12 protein-coding genes are annotated in these 12,456 nt (G+C 54.5%); 11 read left to right on the top strand and 1 reads right to left on the bottom strand.

What is annotated here, in order from left to right; genetic code table 11:
- The first annotated feature begins 17 nt into the window (after window positions 1-17).
- The 4 genes from JI59_RS00875 to JI59_RS00885 all read left to right on the top strand — a co-directional run bounded on the left by JI59_RS00875 (window position 18) and on the right by JI59_RS00885 (window position 2,778).
- Window positions 18-623, top strand: a complete 606-nt coding sequence (locus tag JI59_RS00875; RefSeq protein WP_239000580.1) for an FAA hydrolase family protein — start codon at window positions 18-20, stop codon at window positions 621-623.
- The gene (locus JI59_RS27515; RefSeq protein WP_239000581.1) at window positions 587-817 is read left to right on the top strand and encodes a hypothetical protein; all 231 of its coding nucleotides are present in this window, start codon (window positions 587-589) and stop codon (window positions 815-817) included. The genes JI59_RS00875 and JI59_RS27515 overlap by 37 nt, the downstream gene beginning before the upstream one ends.
- A 28-nt stretch (window positions 818-845) precedes the next feature.
- Entirely contained in the window at window positions 846-1,616 is a 771-nt protein-coding gene (locus JI59_RS00880) for an aldolase/citrate lyase family protein (RefSeq protein ID WP_007015354.1), read from the top strand.
- Between the two features lie 64 nt (window positions 1,617-1,680).
- Complete coding sequence (locus tag JI59_RS00885) at window positions 1,681-2,778, top strand: LLM class flavin-dependent oxidoreductase (protein ID WP_007015353.1); 1,098 nt, start codon at window positions 1,681-1,683, stop codon at window positions 2,776-2,778.
- A gap of 86 nt (window positions 2,779-2,864) precedes the next feature.
- Here JI59_RS00885 and JI59_RS00890 read toward each other — a convergent pair.
- Window positions 2,865-4,036, bottom strand: a protein-coding gene (locus tag JI59_RS00890) for an IS3 family transposase (RefSeq protein WP_085997526.1) whose coding sequence is annotated in 2 segments (ribosomal slippage) — window positions 2,865-3,772 and window positions 3,772-4,036 — 1,173 coding nt in all. Because the reading frame shifts where the segments join, the coding sequence is not laid out codon by codon here.
- A gap of 108 nt (window positions 4,037-4,144) precedes the next feature.
- Between JI59_RS00890 and JI59_RS00900 the strand changes: the two genes are divergently transcribed.
- The 7 genes from JI59_RS00900 to JI59_RS25915 all read left to right on the top strand — a co-directional run bounded on the left by JI59_RS00900 (window position 4,145) and on the right by JI59_RS25915 (window position 12,444).
- Window positions 4,145-6,604, top strand: a complete 2,460-nt coding sequence (locus tag JI59_RS00900; RefSeq protein WP_007015352.1) for a TonB-dependent receptor — start codon at window positions 4,145-4,147, stop codon at window positions 6,602-6,604.
- A gap of 208 nt (window positions 6,605-6,812) precedes the next feature.
- Window positions 6,813-8,180, top strand: coding sequence for an aromatic ring-hydroxylating oxygenase subunit alpha (locus JI59_RS25905; protein ID WP_007015351.1), 1,368 nt, complete (start codon window positions 6,813-6,815; stop codon window positions 8,178-8,180).
- A gap of 14 nt (window positions 8,181-8,194) precedes the next feature.
- Entirely contained in the window at window positions 8,195-8,722 is a 528-nt protein-coding gene (locus JI59_RS25910) for an aromatic-ring-hydroxylating dioxygenase subunit beta (protein WP_081474079.1), read from the top strand.
- A 40-nt stretch (window positions 8,723-8,762) separates the two neighbouring features.
- Window positions 8,763-9,749 (top strand): ABC transporter substrate-binding protein, encoded by a 987-nt coding sequence (locus JI59_RS26600; RefSeq protein WP_138921542.1) that lies wholly within the window; start codon window positions 8,763-8,765, stop codon window positions 9,747-9,749.
- 18 nt (window positions 9,750-9,767) lie between these two features.
- Window positions 9,768-10,967, top strand: a complete 1,200-nt coding sequence (locus tag JI59_RS00915) for a Gfo/Idh/MocA family oxidoreductase (protein ID WP_007015348.1) — start codon at window positions 9,768-9,770, stop codon at window positions 10,965-10,967.
- A 28-nt stretch (window positions 10,968-10,995) separates the two neighbouring features.
- Complete coding sequence (locus JI59_RS00920) at window positions 10,996-11,970, top strand: dihydrodipicolinate synthase family protein (RefSeq protein WP_007015347.1); 975 nt, start codon at window positions 10,996-10,998, stop codon at window positions 11,968-11,970.
- A gap of 24 nt (window positions 11,971-11,994) precedes the next feature.
- The gene (locus JI59_RS25915; RefSeq protein ID WP_007015346.1) at window positions 11,995-12,444 is read left to right on the top strand and encodes a nuclear transport factor 2 family protein; all 450 of its coding nucleotides are present in this window, start codon (window positions 11,995-11,997) and stop codon (window positions 12,442-12,444) included.
- Window positions 12,445-12,456: the final 12 nt, after the last annotated feature.

The following is a 12,456-nucleotide window of genomic DNA, read 5'->3' on the forward strand; positions in this document are numbered from 1 at the left end:
GTGGCCGGATCGGGCGCATGCTCGATGACAAAGCCATTCAGGCCGCAGCGTCGGCACTCGAAGAGGCTGAGCGCAGCCGAAAGCAGATCCGTCTTCTGAGCGAAACCTATCCAGAGATCACGATGGATGATGCCTATGCGATTCAGGATTGCTGGATCGGGATGAAACTGGCCTCTGGGGAGAAGCTGGCTGGCTGGAAGATCGGCCTGACATCCAAGGCGATGCAGGCGGCGGTTTCGATCGACATTCCCGACTCCGGCGTTCTGCTGGAATCGATGCGCTTTCCAAATGGAGCGGTTATTGTGCCTGGCCGCTTCATCCAACCCCGGATAGAGGCCGAGATCGCGTTCGTGATGAATGGGCCGTTGGAAGGGACGGCGACGGTGGAAGACGTCCTCGCGCAACGGATTACATTGCTCCGGCGCTGGAAATTCTCGATACAAGAATCGCTCGCAAGGATCCCCAGACGGGTAAGCTGCGCACAGTCTATGACACGATTTCGGACAATGCGGCCGATGGCGGTTTTGTCCTTGGCGATGCGGTCACGGATTTCTCCGGACTTGATATGCGTTGGCTTGGCGCGATCGTGTCACGCGATGGTGAGGTCGAGGAAACGGGGCTGAGCGCCGGCGTTTTGAACAACCCCTTGATGTCGGTTGCCTGGCTGGCGCAACGTCTTGCGACCTATGGCCACAGGATTGAGGCCGGCCAGGTTATCCTGTCAGGATCATTCATCCGCCCTATCGAGGCCATTCCCGGAAGTGAAATTGTCGGCGATTTCGGAACTTTTGGACATGTGTCATGTCAGTTCGAGTGAACATCTCCGTGCCAAGCAGGAGGCACCTATGAATCCGTTCAAGGCGGCCATCGGAGCAAGGCGCGCGCAGATCGGCCTGTGGCAGGCGCTGGCCTCTCCCTACACGGCTGAAATTTGCGCAGGCTCGGGTTTTGACTGGCTGCTGATCGATGCGGAACACGCGCCGAACGACATTCCGCTAGTTCTTGCCCAGCTTCAGGCCACGGCTGCCTATCCTGTTGAACCAATGGTGCGCATTCCAAGCGCAGATGCGGTCTTGATCAAGCAATACCTCGATATCGGTGCGCGCTCCCTGATGGTTCCCATGGTCGAAACGGCAGAGATGGCCACAGGGATAGTCCGGGCGACGCGTTATCCACCACATGGCATCCGGGGCGTTGGTTCGGCAATCGGGCGCGCAAGTCGCTGGAACCGCAGGGCGGGGTATCTGCAAAAGGCCTCAGAAGAAATCTGTGTAGTCGTGCAACTGGAGACCGTTGCGGCCATCAAAAACCTGCATGCCATTGCACAAGTCGAAGGTGTTGACGGGATATTTTTGGGGCCTTCGGATCTCGCCGCAGACATGGGATACCTCGGCAATGCGCAACATTGTGATGTTCAGATGTTGATCGAGAATGCCTTGGCAGAGCTCAACAAGCTTGGCGTCCCGGCCGGAATATTGATGGCGGATGAGGCATTGGCCAAGCGTTATCTAGAACTTGGCGTCAGTTTCATTGCCGTTGGGACCGATATTTCTCTCCTTGCGCGCGGAGCTGAGCAACTGTGCGCTCGGTTCCGATCAATGAATGGGGAAAGCTGATGATACGAAGTTTGCTGTCTCGCAAATAAAATTACAGATATCTTGGGAAAGGATAAGCTCCAAAATGAGCAACAGGATGCACAGCGCCAATGCCTTGAAGATTGGTCTCTTCGGCGCGAACTGTTCCAATGGCCTTGCAGCCACGACAGTGCCAGAACGGTGGGAGGCGAACTGGGATAACAATCTCTCGCTTGCTCGCATGGCTGATGAAGCGGGTCTGGAGTTCATGCTTCCGATCGCGCGCTGGCGCGGTTTTGGGGGAGAATCGCAGTTTCAGGAGAGCGTCTTGGAGACGGTTACTTGGGCGGCGGGACTTCTCGCGGCCACTACCGGGATAACGGTATTTGCCACAACACACGTTTCCTACTTTCATCCGGTGGTCGCGGCCAAGCAGATTGCGACAATGGATCACATCGGTGGCGGACGATACGGGCTCAATATAGTCTGCGGTTGGAGTCAGGCTGAATTTGACATGTTCGGAATCAAGCTCTCGCTTGAGACCGAGGGAAGGTATGAATACGGCCAGGAGTGGTTCGACATTGTTCGCAAAATTTGGACGAGCAGCGAGCCATTCGACTGGAGCGGCAAATATTTCAATTTGCGCGGCGTGAAGGGGCATCCAAAGCCGACAGGTGGCGTGCTCCCTCCCATCATGAACGCCGGAGCGTCGGGTCCCGGCCAGGATTTCGGAGCGAGGAACGCCGATAGTTGCTTTATCACGATGGTCTCACCCGAAAAAGGCAAGATGGAAGTGGAGGCGATCAAGCGGAGCGCCAAAGAAAAATACCTTAGAGATGTAACAGTATCTACTAACTGCTATGTTGTTTGCCGAAATACGCGCAAGGAAGCAGAAGAATATCACCGATACTATACGGAAGAATGCGGAGATCATGAGGCGGCAGAAAATCTTATGTCTTCACTTGGCGTGAGTAGTAAATCATTTTCTGCAGAGCATTACAAATTATACAAAACCAGATTTCTTGGGGGCCACGGAGGCTATCCTATCATCGGAAGTCCGGATGACGTTGCGGATGAACTGGAGAAGATTTCGCATGCCGGTTACGCCAGCGTTGCTTTGAGCTTTGTCAATTATCTGAACGAGCTTCCATTGTTCAGGGATGAAGTTTTGACGAGACTAGCCGCAAGGGGTGTAAGAGCTTGACGGTTATGTTATTAAAGAAATTAGGGTGAGGTGGTCCCGCCTTCCTGTACAGGTTTGCGGCTAAGTTAAGCTCATCCGGTTGTTGTTTACGCCGCCATTCTGGTGATCAGATCATGGGGGGCATGCCCCCCATGATCTGAAGCGTCGATTTGCCCATATGCCTCTGCCGGGGTTTTGCCTGCAAGGCGTGAGTGAGGCCGGTGATGGTTGTAATAGGCGAACCAGCGGGACAGGCCTGCGCGCAGTTCGGAACCCGTCTCGAAGGCGTGCAGATAGACGCACTCGTACTTCACCGAGCGCCACAGGCGCTCGATGAAGACGTTGTCCATCCAGCGCCCCTTGCCATCCATGCTGATTTTCACTTCGGCCGCCCGCAGCACGCCGGTGAAGGCCTGCGAAGTGAACTGGCTGCCCTGATCGGTGTTGAAGATGTCCGGCTTGCCAAAGCGGGCCATGGCATCCTCCAGAGCCTCGACGCAAAAAGCCGCGTCCATGGTATTGGACAATCGCCAGGCCAGCACCTTGCGGGTGGCCCAATCCATGATCGCAACGAGATAGAGGAAGCCTCGGCGCATCGGTAGATATGTCACGTCCGCACACCACACCTGATTGGGCCGCTCGATCTTCATGTCCCGCAGCAGATAGGGATAAATCCGATGCTCCGGGTGCGGATCGCTCGTGCGCGGGCGCTGGTAGATCGCCGCCAGCCCCATCTGCGCCATCAGCCGTCGTACCCGGCGGCGGCCCACCGCATGACCAAGCCGCTGCAGGTGCCGCACCATCTGCCGGCTGCCGTACCACGGACAGTCCATGAACGTCTCGTCGATTACCCGCATCAGCGCCAGCGTCTCCTCGCTCTGAGGCGCAGGCGTATAATAATAGGAAGACCGGCTGATCGACAGCAGGCGGCACTGCGCCGCGATCGACAGGCGCTGGTGAGCAGGCTCGATCAGCAATCGCCTCTGGCCCGCGCTCATCGACCGGAGGCTTTCGCCAAAAAATCCCGCTCCACCAGCAATTGCCCGATCTTGGCATGCAGCTTCTCGATTTCCGCTTCGGTCTCCGTCTTCGACGCCTGCTCACCGCCGTCGAACAGGCTGGCCATCCCGTCCACCGCCTGACGCTTCCATCCCCCGATCATCGTATGGTGGACGCCGTGCTTCGCAGCCAGTTCCGCCAGCGTCAGTTCACCACGGATCGCCTCCATCGCAACTTTCGCCTTGAATTCCGCGCTGTAGCGCTTTCTCGTCTTCTTCATTCCCGTCCATTCCTTAGGTCGGGATGAGCTTAACACCCTGTCCAGATTTCCAGCACCACGTCAGGGTTTAATAGCTAAATATAAGCTTACATAAAAAGGGGAGATGTCATGAACGTTACTAAGGATAAGGCGGTAAGGTCGAAAATTTCATACTTCGGGTATTCGACGGCTCTTGCCGGGCTTCTGTCGTTTGGGAATAATGCTCTTGCTCAAACAGCAGTATCCAATGAACAAGCAGCAGAGCCCAATGGAACTGTCGGCATCGAGGAAATCATCGTTACTGCACAGAAGAAGTCGGAAAACGTTCAGAAGGTCGGGATTGCCATTCAGGCTTTCACGGGCGACGATCTGGCCGAGCGCGGAATTCAATCAAGTACGCAATTGGTTGATGTCACGCCCGGCCTCGCTCTATCTAGCGCCGGTGGCGGCACAGAGAGCCACTTTTCCATTCGCGGTGTGACGCAGAGCGATTACAATGACATTGTCGAGTCTCCGAATGCGGTTTACCTGGACGATGGCTATATGCCCTTCCAGGGCGCTCAGACCTTCATGATGATGGATTTGGAGCGCGTTGAGATACAAAAAGGGCCGCAAGGCACGCTCTTCGGCCGAAATGCAACCGGTGGCCTTATCCAGTTCATTTCGAGGAAGCCGAGCCTGACCGAGTATTCCGGCTATCTTTCGTTGGAGGCTGGTATGTTGGATAGCCCGACGAACCCGCTGCGCACCACAGTTGAGGGGGCCGTTGGAGGGCCGATCTCAGACAAGCTTGGTTTCCGGATTGCCGCAAAAGGCTTCAAGCTCTCGCCCTTCGTGATCAACAGGTATCCCGAACAGCTATTCGAAGGCCCGCTTTCGGGCGACGGCGCAGACCTTGGTGCCGAACGCATGCTGGCGGTACGCGGCATTCTCCTTTTCAAGCCGAGCGAGTCGTTTTCAAGCGAGCTCACCGGCTTTGTCTTGCGCCGAACAATGTCGGCGGGTTTATTTGAGCAAGAACAGGCCGCTTCCGTCATCGATAGAAATGGCACGTGGGTCGATACGGTTGTGATTGGCCCAAATGAAACGAGACTGTCGATCGGCCCGGGTGGTGCCGATGCCGGTTGGGACGTCCAAAACACAGGCATCTTCACACCTGGACCTCCGGAAAGACCGGTTCCTGGCGGTGATTATTTCGGTTTTACGGGAATAAAGCCTTGGGTGACGTCTAGCTCTTACGGCTTTGACAAGGCGGGCCATGTCGACATGGAAGGCGTCAACCTGAAAAACACTTGGGATATCTCGGGTGCGATTACGCTGACGTCCGTCAGCGACTACAAGAAATTGTCAAAGCTGCAAACCTCCAACGGCGGTTCCGGACCGACTGCTTTAATATTCCCGACTATCGGCAATGAAGCCTGGTCATTTACCCAGGAACTTCGTCTCAATGGAAAGGCCGGAAACCTGCAGTGGCAAGCAGGCGCGTTTTACTTGCATACTGATATTGATGCGAACAGTGCGCTTGGCATCGGCCTTGCAAATCCACAAATATCCTTGAGCACGCTGGCATCCCAAAAAACCAATTCCTATTCCATTTTTGCGCAGGGCGACTGGTCCTTCGCGGACAAATGGAAGTTGATTCTAGGCGGACGCTATACGCAAGAGAAAAAACGTTCTTTGGTAACACAAACTAGTTTCCTTCGACCCACTGAGTTGTACTATCCGAGGACTATAACGGACCCGGGCTACATCGCCACCATTGGGCCTCTCCCAGGTGGGCTTCCCTTTGCCGGCAGGTCAGACGATGGCCTCTGGGCAATGAAAGCACAGATCAACTACAGCCCGACCAACGATATGCTGCTTTATGCGGGCGTGAACAGGGGGGTCAAAGCGGGTGGCTTCAATTCTCCTCTTGCCGGCGGGCTTCCAATTCCTGCAAGTCTTCTATCTTACAAGCCAGAGGTGATTTGGGCTTTTGAAGGGGGCGTAAAGTCCTCGTGGTTTGATAATAGGCTTCAGGCAAACCTGTCGATCTTCCATTACGACTACAGGGATTACCAGGCATTCTTGTTCGCTGGCGTCGGCGGTATCGTTCTAAATCGGGATTCAAAGACGAACGGCGGCGAACTTTCGATTAAGGCTGTTCCAGCGCGCGGGTTAAACATTACGGCCGGGGTTTCGTACACCGATGCGAAAGTCTACAATTTTCCTACCGACGTGACCGAGCAAGTGGTCCGCACCGTAAGGCCTTCATTCACTCCGAAATGGCGTTCGAACCTCGATGCGCGCTATTCTCATTCGTTCCATAACGGAACTCTAACTTGGGATGCGAACTGGACATATCGAAGCTCAATGTTCTTTTCGCTTCGCAATTTTTCAGCGGTGTCGGACGTGGGGCACAGCAAATTCGGCGCTGGAATTAGCTGGGAGGATCAGTCGGAACAGCTCACTTTTGGGCTGAGAGTGGAGAACTTGGCAAACGAACGGATCAAGACCTCGGTGTTCGACGTCGCGTCGGTGTGCGGGTGCGTTGACGTGAGTTATGAATTGCCGAGGGTTTACACGCTTTCAGTGAGGTATAACTTTTAAACGGACCCAACTGATCGGAGGAAGCGGTTGGTCGCAGAAAAATACACCGGTTATCGATCGTCGAATTGCACCACGCATTCGGGATCGGGCGCTGTGATCGGCTTCTGCGTCCAACTGTGAATCTCGCGTTTTTACGCAACATCGGCGGATTGAGGTTCGAGCGGCAGTTATTTGACTTACGGATCTTGGATTTAGAGAGAAGCTAATCATGAATCACAAATTTGGTGCCTCACCGACCGATGAGTTGATCGACGACATTCGGAGAGATCTGGATATCGGCTTGATTGCCCCTGCAGTTTTTAGCGATCCAGACCTATATCAAGCTGAGCTTCGACGGGTTTTTACGCGTACTTGGGTATTTCTTGGGCATGAATCCGAGATCCCCAACCGGGGCGATTTTGTGCAGAGGAATATCGGCGAGGATCCCTTCATTGTCATCAGGGATGACAAGGGAGAGATTCGGGTTCTGCTGAATGCGTGTCGGCATCGCGGTGCTCATGTTTGCCGGGTTCAGGCTGGTAACGCCCGCATGTTCGTCTGCCCATATCACGGTTGGACATATGCAAATTCTGGTAAACTGTCCGGTGTGCCAGTGAAGAACTTGGGGTACGCCAAGCTTAAACTCGACGAATGGGGCTTGTATTCGGCACCGAACGTAACTGTATATTCAGGGCTTATATTTGCGAATCTGAACAAAGATGCGATTTCCTTCGAAGAATACCTCGGTGACTTTGCGTGGTATTTGGATATCAACTTACATTTATCCGAAGGGGGCATGGAAGTGTTGGGCGAGCCGCATCGCTGGCTTGTCGATGCAAATTGGAAGCAGGGGGCAGAAAATTTTTGTGGAGACAGCGCCCATACCCAGATGACGCATCGATCCGCGCTTGAAATTGGAGTAGCAGACCTTTCTTCTGCTGGCGCACCAAAACCAGATGCGGGCGTTCATGTTCATGATATCAGTGGGCATGCTGTCAGCATTCGCAGGCGCCCTGGTGAAAAGCCATTCTTCTCTTATCCACCCGAAGTTAAGCGCCACTTTCGTCCCGGGGCATTGAATGAGCAACAATTTGCCCTGGCCGAGGAGTCGCTTCTGCACAATGGAACTCTGTTTCCGAATTTCTCTTTTCTGCACATAGGCCTCAGCGAGGAATCCGGAAAGGAGGCGGCTGGTTTTCTGACTGTTAGATTGTGGATGCCGAAAGGCCCGCGGCAGACGGAGATTGTCAGTTGGATCCTCGCTCCGAAGGAGGCATCCGAGGAATACAAGCGTCGGGCCTACCGCATTGGGATGAGTTCGTTCAGTCCATCCGGAAACTTCGAGCAGGACGATGTATCTGTCTGGCCGGGCGGCGCACGCACAGGCGGTTCGATTTTCGCAGCAATGAATCATATGCGATACAATTATCAGATGGGTCTTGGAGACATGTCGCCATTGCCACCTAAGGAGATCTGGGACGGCCCTGGAATTGCAGATTCCTCAAATGCTGGCGAGGGCGGTCTTCGCTCTTTCCACAAGACATGGCTTAAATGGATGAAAGGTTCGGGCCGTAATGTCGCCGATCCATCAAATTGAAAGGTTCCAGGGCGATGCATAAATTAGATCAGGTCCGTCAAGAATCATTTGAATTCGCGGAGAAAATATCTGCAAACTTTCTAGTAAACGAAGCCGAAATTCTTGATGATCAACGATTTTCGGATTGGCTCGACATGCTTGATCCGGATATAATCTATCAAGCTCCCGTCAGGACTATCCGAGAAAATTGGGATCAAAGCGGCATCAGCCATTCTGCTTTCTACTTCGATGAAAATATGGGCACACTGCGAACAAGGGTAGAAAGACTCAAATCCCGATTTGCTTGGGCGGAAAATCCCGCGACTCGAACCAGAAGGTTCGTGAGCAATATTCGCGTTGCAAGTGCGGAGGGTGGTCTGCTGTCAGTGCGAAGCAACATCGCTGTTTTTTGCTACCGCGGAGACATCGCTGCACCAGCAATCCTTACCGCCAACCGGATGGACGATCTTCGTCTCTGTGATGAGGGAGTGCGACTAGTGCGAAGGTATGCAGTCCTTGACACGACTGTTCTTGGCTTGGGTGCTTTGTCAATATTTGTTTGATCTCTTGGTTAAATGAAATAAATTAGGGAGAACTATTTCAATGGGTAAGCTATCCCTAAGTTACGCTGGCCATATTGCTGACCGGGTTAGGGGGCTTTATGATGGCGTTGTTGATGTAAATGGAATAGATCTTCATTTTACAGCCCTGACACCGGTCGAGGCTTTTAACAGAGTCTTGTCTGGTGAATTTGCAACTGGAGAGATGTCGTTCTCGACGGTGGTAACCAGAGTCGCACGAGGAGACTTCCCCTTCGTCGCAATTCCAGTTTTCCCGGCACGGACTTTTCGACATGGGGCTATCTACGTGAACAGTGCGGCTGGAATTGCGCGCCCTGAAGATCTCATAGGCAGACGGGTCGGCGTTCCCGAATATGGCATGACGGCTGCAGTTTGGGCCAGGGGATTGCTCAAGCACGAATACGGTGTAGGTCCGGAAGATATCAACTGGGTGACTGGAGGGTTAACCGGGCCAGGCCGCAAACCTCTCGTCAATCTTGACCTTCCCAAGATCAGGATCGAGCACGAGGTAGAGCGAGGTTTGAACGACCTGCTGCTGGAGGGGGCGATAGATGCTCTGATCGCACCGCAGGTGCCACCGGCGCTTCTGGCCGGCGATCCGCGGCTTGCCTATCTGTTTGCCGACGTGCCGGCGGTAGAGCGCGAGTATTATAAAAAGACCCGAATTTTTCCGATCATGCATACGGTCGTTATCAGGCGGGATGTTTACGAGCGTGATCCATGGATTGCGGCCAATTTGTTCGAGGCATTCGTAAAAGCCAAGAATCTTTGCCTGGCTGATTTGACGATAGACGAGCCGACAACTGTCAGCGTTCCTTGGATTCAACATCACGTTGCTGCAACTAAGCGACTTTTTGGAGAGGATTTCTGGCCATATGGCGTTGAACCCAATCGCGCCACGATAGAAGCACTGTGCCGCTTCCTTTACGAACAGGAAATCACGCAGCGGCTCGTCGGCGTGGATGAACTTTTCGCTGAAACTTTCCAGTCGGCCCCTGCCCGGCTTTAACCGAAGAAGGACAGCTCGATGCCAGCAGTTCAAGCTCCGCAGATGCGCGTTGGAGTTATCGGCCTTGGTGGTGCAGCGCGTCAGATGCTTCCAAGCTTCCAAACCCATCCGCACGTTGTTATCGCCGCCGGTGCGGATCCTCGCGAGGATGCCCGTGATGCATTCTCGACCGAGTTTTCTGCGCCAGCATTTGCGCATCCCGAGGATCTTTGCTCCTGTTCAGATGTTGATGTCGTTTATATCGCGACCCCTCATCAACTGCACCGCGAACATGCGGTTCTTGCAGCCCGGGCAGGCAAACACATCATCGTCGAAAAGCCGATGGCGCTGACCTTGGAAGACTGCGATGCCATGATCGAGGCGGCAGAGCACGCCAAGGTTCTTCTTGTCGTCGGGCATACTCACGCCTTTGATGCGCCAATTATCGAGATGCGGCGCTTGATTTGCGAAGGTGCAATTGGACCGTTGGCATTGATCAACAATTTCAATTACACTAATTTTCTTTACCGACCTCGTCGGTACGAGGAACTCCGAACCGAAAGCGGCGGCGGGGCGATTTACAACCAGGCTCCGCATCAGGTGGACATTGTGCGCTTACTTGGAGGCGGGAAAGTGGAAAGCGTCCGCTCGGCCTCGTGGGCTCTCGATCCGGACAGGCCGACTGATGGGGCCTATTCAGCGTTTCTCCAGTTCGAAGGGGGCGCCGTGGCGGTCATTGTTTACAGTGGTTACGATTTCTTCGATTCGGATCAATTCCATGACTGGGTCGGCGAGCTCGGTGAGTCAAAGCCATCTGGCTTAAATGGATCGGCGCGTCGTGCCCTTAGCGCGCTTCCGGCTGGCGCCGACGAATCGGCGCTGAAGGCCCAGCGTGGACTGGGTGGTAAACCTTCCCCGTCGCACGATGATCCGGCTAGCCGGGCACATCCTCATTTCGGTGTGACAATCGTAACAGGGCGCGATGGCGATCTGCGCCAGACGGCCCGTGGACTTGAACATTACGGGCGTGAGGGCATCCGGGAGATTGCCATCCCCGGACCGAAAGTCTTTCCGGACAAAAGCGGACTTGTGGATGAAATGTACGATGCCTTTGCGGGCCAACAACCGCTGCTTCGCGATGGACACTGGGCGCGTGCCACTATGGAAGTGTGCCTTGCCATCAGGCAATCCGCGCTAGAGGGCCGTGAGATACAATTGAGCCGTCAGGTGGGAATATAAGATAAAGTACTAGAAAGGTCTTAAGGCAATGCAAGCATCCGATTTCAAAGGGCTTTACGCTATCATTCCGACGCCCGCCGTGCCGGGTTCAGATGCCCTTAGTGCGAAAAATACGATTGCGCTCGACGAAACCGAACGGCTTGTCAATAATCTGATCCGCGACGGGGCCGATGGTTTGATCATTCTTGGTACGACCGGCGAATGTGCAACTCTTTCCGCAGCAGATTTTCGGGCATTCGTGGATTGTGTGTGCCGAACCGTAGACAAGCGAATCCCGCTTGTCGTCGGGGCGACCGCGCTTGGAGGACACGAGGTCTTCGACCGCTTGAGCTTCTTGAAGGCGCAAGGTGCCGATGCCACCATGCTGGGCTTGCCCATGTGGCAACCATGCACCCTGGACATGGCGGTTGGTTTCTACAGCGATGTATCCGAAGCATTTCCCGATCTTCCCGTTATGGTCTATGCCAACGCGCGCGCATTCCGTTTTTCGTTTCCGACGGAATTCTGGGCGGCTGTTGCCCGCAATGCTCCAAGCGTTGTCAGCGCCAAGTCGTCGCACGCTCGCGATCTGGCGCGCAACATTGCCGAAACGGGCGGACGCATCCACTTCATGCCCAGCGACATGGTTGCAAACCAGTTCTTCGAAATTTCTCCGGAGACGACGACTTCGTGCTGGGCCACCGCTGCCGCCATGGGGCCGGAACCCGCCAAGGCGCTAATTGACGCAATTAACCGCAACGATACATCCGAGGCTAACCGCTTGGGTGAAAGAATCGCTTGGGCCAACCAACCGATACAGCCGATACTGGCCGATCAGGAAGGCTTTGCGTCCTACAACATCCAGGTTGAAAAAACGCGCATCGCCGAGGCCAACTACTGTATCCCGGGTCCGGTGCGGCCGCCGTATAATCATTTTCCCGAGAACTATGCCGAACTCTCAAGAGATTGCGGTCGTCGATGGGTGGAACTGCGCCGGGAGCTTTCAGTCAACTTGGCGAACTGATGTCTAAAAGCAGAGGAAGCAATAATGGATGCAGAAGATATTGTTACAAATCCCGTCATTCGAGCCGAATTGGAAGCTTTGATTGCTGAGCATGCCTATCGTGTTGATTTCTGCTGCTCTGAAAACCTTGCTGAACTCTATACTGAAGATGGGCGATTTGTTCTTCCTTCCGGTACAGAGTATGTCGGACGGGAAGGCGTGAATGCATACGGTCGGTTGAGCGCTGGCAAGTCCGATCGCCGCGTGCGACATGTGTTCACCAACTTCCGTTTCGTGATGGACGGCCCCGATCAGATCCTTGGCGTCAGCTTCGTCACGCTCTACCGCACACAGCACCGGGACACAGCTCCGCCAGAGGCAGTGGCGCTGGCCGATGCCAAGGACATCTATAGGCGCTGCCCCGATGGCCGGTGGCGCATTTACGAACGGCGCATCGAGGTCGTGTTTGAAACCGACGAGCACAGGCAAGGCTGATACGATCAGCCT

It is taken from the genome of Novosphingobium pentaromativorans US6-1 (assembly GCF_000767465.1).
GTDB classification, from domain to species: Bacteria; Pseudomonadota; Alphaproteobacteria; order Sphingomonadales; family Sphingomonadaceae; genus Novosphingobium; species Novosphingobium pentaromativorans.